General features: G+C 65.1%; 14 protein-coding genes. 13 read left to right on the plus strand and 1 reads right to left on the minus strand.

The window, feature by feature from the left end; genetic code table 11:
- Positions 1–392 precede the first annotated feature (392 nt).
- The 5 genes from M8231_RS16760 to M8231_RS16780 all read left to right on the plus strand — a co-directional run bounded on the left by M8231_RS16760 (position 393) and on the right by M8231_RS16780 (position 8,670).
- Entirely contained in the window at positions 393–1,223 is an 831-nt protein-coding gene (locus M8231_RS16760; RefSeq protein ID WP_046001955.1) for an alpha/beta fold hydrolase, read from the plus strand.
- A gap of 177 nt (positions 1,224–1,400) precedes the next feature.
- The gene (locus M8231_RS16765) at positions 1,401–1,904 is read left to right on the plus strand and encodes a DUF8835 domain-containing pootine (protein WP_250201982.1); all 504 of its coding nucleotides are present in this window, start codon (positions 1,401–1,403) and stop codon (positions 1,902–1,904) included.
- A 159-nt stretch (positions 1,905–2,063) separates the two neighbouring features.
- Positions 2,064–6,395, plus strand: coding sequence for a strawberry notch-like NTP hydrolase domain-containing protein (locus tag M8231_RS16770; RefSeq protein ID WP_250201983.1), 4,332 nt, complete (start codon positions 2,064–2,066; stop codon positions 6,393–6,395).
- Positions 6,392–7,435, plus strand: a complete 1,044-nt coding sequence (locus M8231_RS16775; protein WP_039248233.1) for a DUF7146 domain-containing protein — start codon at positions 6,392–6,394, stop codon at positions 7,433–7,435. The genes M8231_RS16770 and M8231_RS16775 overlap by 4 nt, the downstream gene beginning before the upstream one ends.
- Before the next feature lie 308 nt (positions 7,436–7,743).
- Positions 7,744–8,670, plus strand: a complete 927-nt coding sequence (locus M8231_RS16780) for a DUF2493 domain-containing protein (RefSeq protein WP_039248301.1) — start codon at positions 7,744–7,746, stop codon at positions 8,668–8,670.
- A gap of 234 nt (positions 8,671–8,904) precedes the next feature.
- Here the strand turns inward: M8231_RS16780 and M8231_RS16785 are convergent, their stop codons facing one another.
- Positions 8,905–9,249 (minus strand): hypothetical protein, encoded by a 345-nt coding sequence (locus M8231_RS16785; RefSeq protein ID WP_250201984.1) that lies wholly within the window; start codon positions 9,247–9,249, stop codon positions 8,905–8,907.
- A gap of 212 nt (positions 9,250–9,461) precedes the next feature.
- Between M8231_RS16785 and M8231_RS16790 the strand changes: the two genes are divergently transcribed.
- The 8 genes from M8231_RS16790 (at position 9,462) to M8231_RS16825 (ending at position 13,212) form a co-directional block, all read left to right on the plus strand.
- Positions 9,462–9,629, plus strand: coding sequence for a hypothetical protein (locus M8231_RS16790; protein WP_167334182.1), 168 nt, complete (start codon positions 9,462–9,464; stop codon positions 9,627–9,629).
- A 138-nt stretch (positions 9,630–9,767) separates the two neighbouring features.
- On the plus strand, positions 9,768–10,208 hold the full coding sequence (locus M8231_RS16795; RefSeq protein ID WP_039248237.1) for a hypothetical protein: 441 nt from the start codon (positions 9,768–9,770) through the stop codon (positions 10,206–10,208).
- Positions 10,209–10,773: 565 nt separating this feature from the next.
- Positions 10,774–11,100, plus strand: a complete 327-nt coding sequence (locus M8231_RS16800; RefSeq protein ID WP_039248240.1) for a DUF736 domain-containing protein — start codon at positions 10,774–10,776, stop codon at positions 11,098–11,100.
- Positions 11,101–11,294: 194 nt separating this feature from the next.
- Entirely contained in the window at positions 11,295–11,543 is a 249-nt protein-coding gene (locus M8231_RS16805) for a helix-turn-helix domain-containing protein (RefSeq protein ID WP_039248242.1), read from the plus strand.
- Positions 11,544–11,716: 173 nt separating this feature from the next.
- Entirely contained in the window at positions 11,717–11,923 is a 207-nt protein-coding gene (locus tag M8231_RS16810) for a DUF2285 domain-containing protein (protein WP_431307116.1), read from the plus strand.
- Positions 11,924–12,000: 77 nt separating this feature from the next.
- Positions 12,001–12,246, plus strand: coding sequence for a transcriptional regulator domain-containing protein (locus tag M8231_RS16815; protein ID WP_250201985.1), 246 nt, complete (start codon positions 12,001–12,003; stop codon positions 12,244–12,246).
- Positions 12,247–12,397: 151 nt separating this feature from the next.
- Complete coding sequence (locus M8231_RS16820; protein WP_235890290.1) at positions 12,398–12,790, plus strand: DUF2285 domain-containing protein; 393 nt, start codon at positions 12,398–12,400, stop codon at positions 12,788–12,790.
- 140 nt (positions 12,791–12,930) lie between these two features.
- Positions 12,931–13,212 carry a helix-turn-helix transcriptional regulator gene (locus M8231_RS16825; RefSeq protein ID WP_039248249.1) on the plus strand — a complete coding sequence of 94 codons (282 nt, stop codon included), beginning with the start codon at positions 12,931–12,933 and terminating at the stop codon, positions 13,210–13,212.
- The last annotated feature ends 113 nt before the right edge of the window (positions 13,213–13,325 follow it).

Here is a 13,325-nt window from a genome sequence, read left to right on the forward strand (position 1 = left end):
TGAACGAAAGCGGCTGGACAGATCTGTCCGCTGCGCTGAAAAACGCCGCCCCTGGGCAAGGAAACAGCGGCTTCGCGGTCTGATCCGTCCAGATCCAGCAGTCTGCGCGACCGCAGGTGCCGCTTGCGGCAGAAAATCCTTGTCTAGCGCTCGGATACAGGCGATCTTCACCTCAAACGACACGCCACTTGGGGAATGCAGGAGGACGTGTCCCGATCCTGCGGAAGCCTGCAAATGTGAGGTTCGCATATGAATTCCATCGCCAGCCTGCATCAGCCAGCTTTGACCCGACGCCACGTGCTCTGCCCTGCACTGCCCGAGCCCTTGCGATCGCACTCGTGACGCCCTTTCCCGGATTTGCCCAACCCTCGTTGCCCACAGGAGATCTTGCAATGGCCTTTTTCACCACCTCGGACGGCACCCGCCTCTTCTACAAGGACTGGGGACCGAAGGATGCGCAGCCTGTCATGTTCCACCATGGCTGGCCCCTCAGCTCTGATGACTGGGACAGCCAGATGCTGTTCTTTCTGGCCGAAGGTTACCGCGTCATCGCGCATGACCGCCGCGGGCATGGCCGGTCCGACCAGACCGACACCGGCAACGAGATGGACACATACGCCGCTGACGTGGCGGAACTGGCCGAGTCGCTTGACCTGCGCGATGTCGTCCATATCGGACATTCCACCGGCGGCGGCGAAGCGGCGCGCTATGCGGCGCGAGCGCAGGCTGGCCGGGTCGCCAAGGTCGTGCTGATTGGCGCGGTTCCGCCGGTGATGGTGCAGTCCGACAAGAATCCGGACGGCATTCCCATGGAGGTCTTCGACGGCTTCCGTACCGCGCTGGTGGCGAACAGGGCGCAGTTCTTTCTGGATGTCGCGAGCGGACCATTTTACGGCTTCAACCGCGAAGGCGCCACCGTCAGTCAGGGACTGATCCAGAACTGGTGGCGTCAGGGCATGGCCGGGGGCGCCAAGGCGCATTACGACTGCATCGCCGCTTTCTCGGAAACGGATTTCACCGAGGATCTGACCGCGCTCAGCGTGCCGGTCCTTTTCATCCATGGTGAGGACGATCAGATCGTCCCGATCAGCAATTCGGCGCATAAGGCGATCAAGCTTGTCCGGGACGGCACGCTGCGGACCTATCCCGGGCTGTCGCACGGGCTCTTTGCCACGCATCCTGATGTGGTGAACCCGGACCTGCTTGCCTTCGCCGCCAAGTAAAATCGCCCCTTGTGGTGCGACTGGCCGTTCTTGTCGACTGAATAAAGATGCCTTGGGGTTTCGACATCCCAAGGCATTCCGATCCGGGCAAGCTCATCCTGTCAGGTGATGTACTGTCCTGTCCTGCGGACGATAAGATGCGCGAAAACCTCTGCCACCTGGGAAAGGGAGATCTCAATGGCTTACTCGCGTGAGCCATATGCGATTGCCCTGATCCGGCTCCATGGCGGCGGTAGCCGCCAAGAGCTTTGCATCTGGTTTCGCGGCTTCTGGAGTCAGGGCGACGGCGCCTGTTTCGAGGCCCATTATCGCTATCGCAAGGGCGCGCCGAAGGCGCTGCGCGATTATGCCCCGCACGACGAAGCCCTTCATAGGATCGCCGATGCGCTTCAGGTCGTGCAGCGGCGCAATTTCTTCCAGCTCCGCGCCGAAGCCACGCATGGCGGGCGATACTATCACGAATACTGCATGTCGATTTCCGTCGACCGCGACAGTCCGACCTGGCAGCCCATGACCGACGGCGCGGAAGAAGCCGTCACCGAGGCGTTGCGCGATCTCGCCCGATGGCTCTATCGCCAGCTCGAACGCGAGTATGAGCATCTGACCTCGGACGAGGCGATCGACGAATCCATCGCCGCCAACGACTACACCTTCACCGAGGCCGGTTGCCGGTTCGGTTGATACCCAAAGCGCCTAGCCTTCGCGGTTGGGCGCTTTTTTCATGTCAGCCATTGCGAGTCCCTCGAGAGGGAGAGGGTCGCCGGAACGGGACGAGTCCGGGCGGTTGAGAGAGAGCGCCGCGCGGGCTTCCCCGTCTCCGCTCTCCCCGAGGCATTTCCCATGACCCTGGCTTTGACATCAGCGGCGGCCGACGCCGCCGCATCCCCTCCTGTCGTTCCCGTTCCTGCAGCAGAGGTCGCCGCGTTCGGCGCGGCCCTGCGTCTTCTGACCCACCTCGAGCGCGGCGAACGCATCGACGCCACAGCGCTGCGCGGCGCGATGGAAGCGGCGTTCGGCGCATCGGACACGACCGGCGCATGGACCTGGAAGACGGCCTACGACGCCTGCGAAGCGGCGACCGTGCTGTTCCTTCAGAAATACGGCAAGGCGCTTTTCCGCAAAGCCGCTTCTCCGGCTGCACGGCTTTCCGCCATCACGAAAATCACCGGCCTCCTGCCGACGCACACGCGCCGCTCCGAGGAAAGTCAGGCATTGCAGCAATTCTCGACGCCGACGCCGCTTGGGCTCGCCGCCGTGACCGCGGCCGCCATTGCGCCGGGCGACCTCGTGCTTGAGCCGTCGGCCGGCACCGGGCTGCTCGCAATCCTCGCCCAGATCAGCGGCGGCGAACTTCTCCTCAACGAGCTGTCCGACGCCCGCGCCGATCTGCTCGCCGCTCTCTTCCCGGCCATCGCCGTCTCGCGTTTCGACGCGGCCCAGATCGACGATCATCTCCCGCCGACCCACGCGCCCGCCGTCGTCATCATGAACCCGCCGTTCTCGGCCATGGCCCATGTCTCCGGCCGCATGGCTGATGCCGCCTATCGGCATGTCACCTCGGCCCTGGCGCGTCTCGCCGACGGCGGCCGACTGGTCGCCATCACCGGCGCGAACTTCGGGCCCGAAATCCCGGCCTGGACCGACGCTTTCAGGCGGCTCCAGGAGCGTGGCCGCGTCGTCTTCACCGCAGCGATCGACGGCTCGGTCTACGCTCGGCACGGCACGACGATCGAGACCCGGCTGACCGTCATCGACAAGCTCCCGGCTGACGATCCGGCCGTCTTCCCGACCTCTGCGGGCGTTGCGCCAGATGTCGCGACCTTGCTCGGCTGGATCGGGGCCCAGGTCCCCTCGCGCCTTGCCACGGCGACGACGCCGGCTTCGCCCGCCACCCCGGCCACCACGCCGCGCACTGTACGCGGCTATCTCGCGCGCGCCTCGGTCGCTCGCCCGGCCGCATCGCTCGCCATCGAGCCGGACGGTGTCGAACTCGCCTATGAAATCGTCGACTGGACGCCGCCCGAGGGCACGCGTCTCACCGAGGTGATCTACGAAGAATACGGGTTGCAGTCGATCCGCATCCCCGGCGCGCAGGCGCATCCGACCAAGCTCGTGCAGTCGGCGGCCATGGCCAGCATCGCGCCGCCCAAGCCGAGCTACCGGCCGATGCTGCCGGCGAACATCTGCGATCTCCTGTCCGACGCCCAGATCGAAACCGTCATCTTCGCCGGCGCGGCCCATTCCGATTTCCTCGCCGGCTCATGGACGGTCGATGAGACCTTCGATCTCGTGAAGGCCGCTCCGCCCGACGCCGAGAACGCCGTGCGCTTCCGGCGCGGCTACATGCTCGGCGACGGGACTGGCGCCGGCAAGGGCCGTCAGTCAGCGGGCATCATCCTCGACAACTGGCTGCGCGGTCGCCGCAAGGCGGTCTGGGTCTCGAAGTCCGATAAGCTGATCGAGGACGCGCAGCGCGATTGGTCGGCGCTCGGAATGGAACGGCTGCTGGTCACGCCGCTGTCGCGCTTCCCGCAAGGCAAGCCCATTACCCTGTCGGAAGGCGTCCTATTTACGACCTACGCCACGCTACGCTCCGATGACCGCGGCGAGAAGGTTTCGCGCGTCCGGCAGATCGTCGATTGGTTGGGCTCCGATTTCGATGGAGCCATCATCTTCGACGAGGCGCACGCCATGCAGAACGCCGCTGGCGGAAAGGGTGAACGCGGCGACGTCGCCGCCTCGCAGCAGGGCCGCGCAGGTTTGCGCCTCCAGCACGCCCTGCCGAATGCGCGCGTGACCTATGTGTCCGCCACCGGAGCCACCACGGTCCACAATCTCGCTTATGCGCAGCGGCTCGGCCTCTGGGGCGGGGAGGACTTTCCCTTCGCCACCCGCGCCGAATTCGTCGAAGCCATCGAGGACGGCGGCGTGGCGGCCATGGAGGTGCTCGCGCGCGATCTCAGATCGCTCGGCCTCTACACCGCCCGGTCGCTCTCGTATGACGGCGTCGAATACGAGTTGGTTGAACACCAGCTCACCGATGAACAGCGGGGCATTTATGATGCCTATGCTGGCGCCTTCGCAGTCATCCATAACAATCTCGATGCGGCGATGCAGGCCGCCAACATCACCGGCAGCGACGGCACGCTGAATAAGCAGGCCAAGTCCGCCGCCCGCTCGGCGTTCGAGTCCGCCAAGCAGCGCTTCTTCGGCCATCTGCTCACGTCGATGAAGACGCCGACGCTGATCCGCTCCATCGAAGGCGATCTCGATGCGGGCCATGCCGCCGTGATCCAGATCGTCTCGACGGGCGAAGCCTTGATGGAACGTCGGCTGGCGGAGATTCCGACAGAGGAATGGAACGACGTGCGCGTGGACATCACGCCGCGGGAGTATGTCCTGGACTATCTCGCCCATTCCTTCCCGGTGCAGCTCTACGAGCCCTTCACCGACTCCGAGGGCAATCTGTCGTCACGCCCGGTCTATCGGGATGGCCAGCCTGTCGAGAGCAGGGAAGCCGTCGCCCGCCGCAACGATCTGATCGAACGGCTCGCTTCGCTCCCGCCGGTGCCCGGCGCGCTCGACCAGATCGTGCAGCGTTTCGGCACGGAGATGGTCGCGGAGGTGACGGGCCGATCGCGGCGCATCGTGCGCAAGGGCCATCGCCTCGTGGTCGAGAACCGCGCGCCATCGGCGAACCTCGCCGAGACCAGCGCCTTCATGGACGATCAGAAACGCATCCTCGTCTTCTCGGACGCGGGCGGCATCGGGCGTAGCTATCACGCCGAACTCTCCGCGCGGAATCAGCGCCTGCGCGTTCACTATCTGTTGGAACCGGGCTGGAAGGCCGACGCCGCCATCCAGGGCCTTGGTCGCACCAACCGCACCAACCAGGCGCAGCCGCCGCTGTTCCGGCCGATCGCCACGGACGTGAAGGCGGAGAAGCGCTTCCTCTCCACCATTGCCCGCCGCCTCGACACGTTGGGCGCGATCACGCGCGGCCAGCGCCAGACCGGCGGACAGGGCCTGTTCCGGCCCGAGGACAATCTGGAATCGACCTACGCTCGCGATGCCCTTCGCCAGCTCTATCTCCAGATTGTGCGGGGCAAGGTTGAAGGCTGTTCGCTCCAGCGTTTCGAGGAGGCCACCGGCCTGAAGCTGATGGACGAGGGCGGCATCAAGGACGAATTGCCGCCGATCACGACGTTCCTCAACCGGCTGCTCGCCCTGACCATCGAGCTGCAGGGCATCCTGTTTACCGCCTTCGAACTGCTGCTCGAGTCGAAGGTGGCGGGCGCGATCGCCAGCGGAGTCTATGACACCGGCCTGGAGACGCTGACGGCAGAGAGCTTCATCGTCACGGAGCGGACCACCATCTACACCCATCCCGCGACGGGCGCGGAAGCGCGCCTTCTCAGTATCGCCGAACGCCGTCGCAATAGGCCGACGTCGACGAAGACCGCGCTGGCCTGGCTTGACGATCCGCATGCCCGGCTGCTCATCAACGAGCGATCCGGGCGCGCCGCTGTGCAGATTCCGGCGCCGTCGCTCATGCTCGACGATGGCGAGATTGAACGGCGCGTCCGGCTGATCCGGCCGATGGAGCAGCATCACGCGTCGCTGAAAATGATGGTCGACAGCCACTGGCAAGAGGCCGATCGCGAGACCTTCGCCGCCATCTGGCAGCGCGAGGTGTCGGAGGTCCCGACCTTCACCGAAAGCACGATCCATATGGTCAGCGGCCTGTTGCTGCCCGTCTGGAAGCGCCTGCCCAACGAGTCGACGCGCGTTTATCGCCTTCAAACCGATGACGGCGAGCGCATCATCGGCCGACGCGTCTCGCCCGCCTGGGCCGCCAACGCCGCCTCGACCGGCGCGACCAACCTCGGCGCGGAGGACGCCTATGCGGCCCTGATCGACGGCCGCACCATCCTCGACCTCGCCGAAGGCCTTCAGCTTCGCCGGGTCCGTGTCATGGGCGCGAACCGCATCGAACTCTCCGGGTTCACCGACACGATGCGCGATCGGCTGCGGAGCTACGGGCTGTATAGCGAGATCATCTCGTGGAAGCTGCGCTTCTTCGTGCCCGTCGACGCAACCGGGCCGGCCATCCTCGGAAAGCTGCTCGACATCTATCCGCTGGCTCGCATCTCCGAGCGGGAGGCGGCATGATGACACGGATCAACGCCTCCGATCTGGCGCAGCGTCTCGGCCGACAGGCCGAGGCGGTCTGCCGCCATTACCTTTCCAACGGCCGCCGTCAGGGCGGCTATTGGCAGGTCGGCGACGTCCGCAACGCCAGGGGCCGCTCGATGTTTGTGCGGCTCCGCGATACCCCCAAGGGGCCAGCGGGCAAATGGAACGATGCGGCGACTGGCGAGCATGGCGACCTGCTCGACGTGATCCGGGAATCGCTCGGCCTCATCGACTTCACCGATGTCGCCGAAGAGGCACGCAGCTTTCTCAGCATGCCGCAACCCGAACCGCCACCGGCGCCATCACGACAGGGCAGAGCGCCAGCCCCATCGGGATCGTCCGAGGCGGCGCGCCGCCTCTTCGCCATGTCGCAGCCGATCGCGGGCACCATCGTGGAAACGTATCTCCGCAAACGCGGGATTACGGCTTTGCACGGGACCGGCAGCCTGCGATTCCATCCGAGGTGCTACTACCGCCCCGAGGACGATAGCCCGACCGAAACCTGGCCGGCGATGATCGCCGCCGTCACCGATCTGGGCGGCACGATCACGGGAGCCCACCGCACGTGGCTCTCGCTAGACGGCTCCGACAAGGCGCCGATCGACACGCAGCGCAAGGCGATGGGCGATCTGCTCGGTCATGCGGTCCGCATCGGCATGCCGGGAGATGTGATGGCGGCAGGCGAAGGCATCGAAACCATGCTATCGCTGCGTCAGATCGTACCCGACATGGCGATCGCGCCCGCGCTCTCAGCGGCGCACCTTGCCGCCATCCTGTTCCCGTCGACGCTTCGCAGGCTCTACATCGTCCGCGACAACGATCCGGCAGGAGACGGCGCGCGGGACAATCTGATCGAACGCGCCAATGCGGCCGGGATCGAAGCGATCGTGCTTTCGCCGGTGCTCGGGGACTGCAATGAAGATCTGCGCCTGCTTGGACTGGATGCGCTTCGGTCAGGAATCCGCGTGCAGCTCGCCCCCCAGGACGTCGCTCGCTTCATGGCGATCGCAGCATAGCCGGTATCGGAAAGCGAGGCGGCCCGGCGCCGCCTTGCTCGCTGGCTGCTGGACCCGTCAGAGGGACCGCGCCTCGGCCTTCGAGAGGGCGATCGGCCGTCAGCCGGGCCGGATCGGCAATGGCTGCGGCCGACGATTTTCCGGCGGCGCGTACCGCGCCTTTCCATCGCGAAACAAAATCGCCGGCCTTCGCCATCCTCCGCTGACGCTTCGGCCCTGCGCCTTGCTCCGGGTGCAGGTCCGACCCGCCCGACGGCTTCGTCGCCATGAAGGCCGCGACGGTCGCGGTCCAACCGACGGAGCATCCCATGAACGAGCACGACGACTTCGAACCGCACCATGACTCGTCTCCCACCGACGACATGCTGCAGGAACTCCAGCTCTACGGCTATCGCCCCTCCGAGGACGAACCCGATCCCCGCCCGGTCCCGGAAGACCGCGTCATTGAGGGAGCCGTCGCAGACATCTTCGACGCCCTCATCGCCACCCTGGCCGACACCAGCCTCGATCACGACCTCAACGAACTGCTCTGGTCGACCGTCAATATGTTCCACCGCGCCGTCAGCCGCGTCGACAATACGCTGGACGACAACGAACAGGGCCAGAAGCGCCTCCAGCGCGAACAGGACGGCTCCGAGGTCAAGTCACTACAGCTCGAGAACCTGATCGACATGGGCAAGAGCCTGGTCGAACGCCGCGACAGCCTGGAAGTTTTCCGCGAAAGCGCAGCCGAGCATTACCTTCGCGTCACGGGCTCGCCGTGGTCGCCCCGGACCGGATCACGGGTCAACCATCGCCATCTCACCGCCGCGATGATCGACAGCCGCGACTTCCTCGCCGCCAAGCGTCGCGCGGAAACCGAGGTGCTGGTTCCGACCGGGCCGAAGATCGCCTTCTCCGGCGGCGACACCACGGACCACCAGGCCATCTGGGCCAAGCTCGACCAGATCCACGGCAAGCACCCCGACATGGTGCTGATGCACGGCGGCACGCCCAAAGGCGCCGAGAAGATCGCCGCCCGCTGGGCTGATACCCGCAAGGTGCCGCAGGTCGCCTTCAAACCCGACTGGACGAAGCACGGCAAGGCCGCGCCCTTCAAGCGCAACGATCAGATGCTGACCGTCATGCCGATTGGCGTCGTGGTCTTCCCCGGCACCGGCATTCAGGACAATCTCGCCGATAAGGCCCGCAAGCTGGGCATTCCGGTCTATCGGTTCGGATCGGGCGGCGCGTAAGCGCCGCCCTTGGCTGTTCGCCTTCAACCGAAGTCGACATGTCTGAAAGTCGGAACTCCGGCATGCCGCGTGTAAATCAGTGCAAATCGGGCGAAGCAATCGGGTTGGATATTTCTGTTACTTTGGCATCTTGGCGCGATGCCGGACCTTCTACCATTCCCAGATGACTTCGCGCCGGACCTTCATATCTCCGAGATGTTCCGACGGAACGCGATGACTCAGCTCGACTGCGCATCATGGGCGACCACGCAATCCGCCGATAAGCTCGCTCTTCACTCGATCGCTGTCGCGACGGAGCTGCTGCTCAAGTCTCATCTGCTCCGCACCGCGAGCACCGACGCCTGGAATCGAGTGCAGATCGGTCACGATCTGGATAAGGCGGCTCGATACGCCGAACGCGCCGGTCTGAACCTCCCGTCCCGACTCGCGCTCGTTGTCGACCAGATTCATCCCTATTTTCAGCGCGGCGGATTTCAGCGCGATCCGCGAGCATGGCCGGCGGGATTTGCGGATGATGCCTGCGACATTGTGCGTGAACTCGCTCAAGCGGTCTACAATCATGCGCGCCAGGACGCCCACGGCTCCTGAAGCGAAAACGACCACACCCCGCGATCCATTGCGCTGATCCTTGGTCCGGCCGCGGGCCTGACGCCATCAACCCGTAAAGGGTCGGACTACGCAAGCGTGCCGCCGCTCCCGCTTACGCCTACGCGGTGATCGCGGCCCCCGGCCGGACACTTCGGGCGCCTGCCAGCGGGGGATGGTCCTCCGCTCAAACAGGAGCCGGAGCAATGTCCTTCCCCGACGCGCACGCCTACGCCTTCAGCCTCGCCACCACCCTGATGGCCGTCATCGTCATCTTCCGCGCCGGCGACGGCACCCTCTCGGTCACGACCGCCAATGAATTCGACGGCGATGAAATCGAGATCGTCAGCGAGATCGATCCGTTCGCCCCATGACGGGGCGACGGGCCCTTCGGTCGAAGCGGACACCGATCGGTGTCCGCTCCCCGACGGCGCCATTCCCTGCTAGAATTGAGCAGCGCCGTGGTGGTGGTGGAGGCGCAACCGTCAGACCATTCTTACGGAGATACCACCATGATCTTCCTTGGCATCCTTCTCAGCTTCGCCGCCATCGGTTTCCTCTGCTGGCTGCTCTTCACGCTTGCCGTCTATGCGCTCCCGTTCTTCGCGGGCGTGAGTCTCGGCATGTGGGCGTATGGCACAGGCGCCGGCTGGCTCGGCGCGATCATCATCGGCTTCGCGGGGGCCGGTCTGACCTTCGGCATCGGCCAGTTCCTACTCGCCACCGTGCGCCCGATCTGGGCGCGCCTCCTGATCGCCATCGCCTTTGTCGCGCCTGCGGTGATCGCGGGTTTCCACGCCACCCATGGCGTCGTCAAACACACCATGCCGTCCGAGACCTGGCAGATCGTGTTCTCGATCATCGGAGCTGTCGCGGTCGGTGTGACCGCCTTCGTGCGGATCACCGGCATGGCGGCCTCCGACCCTTCGGCGGGCCAACTGTCTCGCGTCTGATGCGGAAAGACCTAAACGGCTCCGACTGAGAGGGATATCACTTTCGTCGTGGGGAAAAGCCCGGAGCAGGCGAGCGCACGTAGCGCCGAGGCGAGTCCCTGTGAGGCGGTCGCGTATTGAGCGGGTGGAGAGGCAGCGCCTGTAGTGACGAGCCGACGATCTCCGGCAGGCAGCGCGATCTTTGCTGTTGGCGTCAGGGACAGAGGTCGCGGGCGAAGGCCCGGAATGGGGCGATGAAGTCGGTGACGTGCAGCGGATCTTTGGCGGTTGCGGGTGGCCAGGGTCTCCGAGTTCTGTCCATTCAGCGACCGCTCCATATGGCCTCTTCAATGGCCTGATCTGGCCGAAGGACGGCTGCGCCTCGAGCGCCTATGCCACAACGGCGCGTCCCGACTTTCTTCCCCTGCCGGCTGCGCCGTCATTCCTCGCGAAACAACAAAGTCGCGCCTGCGCCATCCTCCGCTGCGTTCCGGTCGCAAGCGATGTGTCGTCGCTCGCCTCCGGCCTGCCGATCGCCATCGAGGCCGCAATGGTGCGGGCTCGGAAATGGATACGGAGACCCACAATGGCCACCATCGGCACCTTCAAGAAGACCGCCTCGAACGAGTACACCGGCGACATCGTCACCCTCAGCGTCCAAGCCAAGAACGTCCGCATCGTCCCCGACCTGCGCGCCAGCGGCGAGAACGCCCCCAGCCACCGGGTCCTGGTCGGCCGGGCCGAGATCGGCGCCGCCTGGTCCAAGCGCTCCAACGAGGGCCGCGACTATCTGGGCCTCAAGCTCGACGATCCGAGCTTCAACGCCCCGATCTACGCCAACCTCTTCGACGACGAAGATAGCGACATCTTCTCCCTGATCTGGTCCCGCCCGAACGGTCGCCGCAGCGACTGAGGCGGACAGAGGGCCCCGGCCGAAAGGCCGGGGCCGCCACCTCATTGCTACCGAATCATCCCCGTCATCAAACGGCAGTGCGCCTCGTGTAGCGGCCCCTCCCAATGCTTATTTCTGGTGACGTTTCGCTCCAGAACGACTATTTTAGTCGTAGTACTGGAGTGCGTACAGGCCACGGTGGGAGGTGATCATGCATGATCACCGCCCGACAATCACGGGCCGCACGCGCGTTGCTGGGTTGGACACAGGAGACGCTCGCTGACAAGGCCCGAGTATCGCTGACCGCCCTCAAGCGCCTTGAGTCGGGAAACCGTCTTGAGGTGTACGAATCCACGCGGGATCAGGTGCGAAGGTCTCTCGAAGCCGGCGGGATCGTCTTCCTCTCCACCGACAAGGGCGAGGGCGTGCTGCTCCTGCACGAGAGGAGCGATCGTCCGCGCTAGTGGCGCCGATCTCATAGCCGCCATCCTTGTCGTGCATAGAGGGCGTCCAACCTCAGAAGACGGTTAACGAGGTTGATACGCGCGACTATGGTAGCTTGATGGGACAACCGACACCGACGCTTCTGGACGAACCGCCGTTCAGCAACACGCTCACGTCTTACGACCGCGAGCATATGAAACTCTATCTGCGGCTCCTGGACGCCGAACGTGACGGAGCCGATTGGCGCGAAGCGGTCCATGTTCTTTTCGGCCTGGACCCCGGCCGCGAGCCCAAACGATGCCGCGATATCCACGAGGCGCACCTCGCGCGCGCGCATTGGATGACAGAGCACGGGTATCGTGAACTCGTCCGCGAAAGCCAGCATCGGCCGTTCGCGTGATGCCGCTCCGGCATCGCCTGGAGACATCTCTCCGGCTTCCCTGACGCAACCCACAAGTGAATCGTAAAGCCCCTAAAATGCGTAACTTGGAGGGGATTGTGATGACACCCGATGCATCGACATGGCGCTCCTCGGCGGAATACGACCATCTGGATGCATTGACCGCGTCCGATCTGGCCTGGGAGTGGCTCCGCCGCAATGAAGCGTACGACGCTGATTTCGAGACGCTAGCGGCGTCCGATGCACCAGAAGGACTGAGCGACAAGATTCGGCAACGCTGGGGTTTGCGATTTCCCCGTAGATCCACGGACGCCACCGCCTGAGGCTGCGGTCCTGTGGCTTCCCCAGGATGACACGAGCGTCGTCTTCCTCACGGAAGCGCCGGTAGACCTCCGACGCATTCTAACGGACACCCCTCTCGGGGCCGGCAGCTATCAGCCCTCGCACGACGAGGGCGGGGCGACATTCCGCTACGTGCTCGGAAACGGTCAACGCCTCCAGATCGTCGACTATGCCGAGAAGGGGTCGGCGGAGGTCGCGGTCATTCCGCTTGGCCTGAACGGCTTCGACAGGATCGAGGCCGTTCATCGACTCCTTTCGGCTTTGCATGGCCGCGCCATCCCGCCCGACACGCGCCTGACGCGGCAGCAGCGTGCGCGGTTGCGCAAGATGCTGCAGGCGATCGACGGGGATCGCGATGGAGCGACCCAGCAGGAGATCGCGCAAGTCCTCTTCAACATTGGTCATCTCGACCGGGACGAATGGCAGGCTTCTTCCGCTCGTCATGGCGTGAAGGCCTTGCTTCGCGATGCCCGCGCCATGATCGCCGGCGGATACAAAAAGCTGCTGCGTCATCGACGGCGATAATAGCCGTCGTCGATCCGCCGTTGGGCGAAATCAATACCCCCTAATTTCGCCCTGCAACACGCCGGCTTTCCTTCGCCACCGTGGTCGTTGTTCGCCGCTGAACCCCAGCGGCTTCCCGCAACACCACGGAGGCCCGATCCATGCGACCCGATACCGCCGTTCTACCGCCGCGCTTCCTGCGGACCAAGGAAGCCGCAGAATTCCTCAGCCTTTCAGCCCGCACGCTGGAGAAGCACCGCACCTACGGCACGGGGCCGGCCTATCGAAAGCTCGGCGGCCGCGTCGTCTATTCCGTCGACGATCTCGAAACCTGGGCCGACCGTGGCGCCGTCACCTCGACCTCCGACCCGCGCGGTTCGGTCCTTCCTGCCAAACGCCAGACGCCATCGACGGGCCAGCCCGTCGGTCGCCTCGCACGCTGATCTCGCCCGGTCCGTTCATGGCGGTGCGGCGTCGTCACCCATCGGAGCGCGGACAGCTCGACCTGTTTCGGGCGCTCCCTGGCGACTTCGCGCCAAGAGACGCGCAGGATCTC

Origin of the sequence: Brevundimonas albigilva (genome assembly GCF_023573565.1) — a bacterium.
Classification (GTDB): domain Bacteria; phylum Pseudomonadota; class Alphaproteobacteria; order Caulobacterales; family Caulobacteraceae; genus Brevundimonas; species Brevundimonas albigilva.

Coding starts and splice junctions, on each gene's coding strand:
- M8231_RS16760 (WP_046001955.1), top strand. CDS start 393: ATGGCCTTTTTCACCACCTCGGACGGCACCCGCCTCTTCTACAAGGAC.
- M8231_RS16810 (WP_431307116.1), top strand. CDS start 11,717: ATGAAACTCTATCTGCGGCTCCTGGACGCCGAACGTGACGGAGCCGAT.
- M8231_RS16815 (WP_250201985.1), top strand. CDS start 12,001: ATGCGTAACTTGGAGGGGATTGTGATGACACCCGATGCATCGACATGG.
- M8231_RS16775 (WP_039248233.1), top strand. CDS start 6,392: ATGATGACACGGATCAACGCCTCCGATCTGGCGCAGCGTCTCGGCCGA.
- M8231_RS16790 (WP_167334182.1), top strand. CDS start 9,462: ATGTCCTTCCCCGACGCGCACGCCTACGCCTTCAGCCTCGCCACCACC.
- M8231_RS16825 (WP_039248249.1), top strand. CDS start 12,931: ATGCGACCCGATACCGCCGTTCTACCGCCGCGCTTCCTGCGGACCAAG.
- M8231_RS16770 (WP_250201983.1), top strand. CDS start 2,064: ATGACCCTGGCTTTGACATCAGCGGCGGCCGACGCCGCCGCATCCCCT.
- M8231_RS16805 (WP_039248242.1), top strand. CDS start 11,295: ATGATCACCGCCCGACAATCACGGGCCGCACGCGCGTTGCTGGGTTGG.
- M8231_RS16795 (WP_039248237.1), top strand. CDS start 9,768: ATGATCTTCCTTGGCATCCTTCTCAGCTTCGCCGCCATCGGTTTCCTC.
- M8231_RS16800 (WP_039248240.1), top strand. CDS start 10,774: ATGGCCACCATCGGCACCTTCAAGAAGACCGCCTCGAACGAGTACACC.
- M8231_RS16780 (WP_039248301.1), top strand. CDS start 7,744: ATGAACGAGCACGACGACTTCGAACCGCACCATGACTCGTCTCCCACC.
- M8231_RS16765 (WP_250201982.1), top strand. CDS start 1,401: ATGGCTTACTCGCGTGAGCCATATGCGATTGCCCTGATCCGGCTCCAT.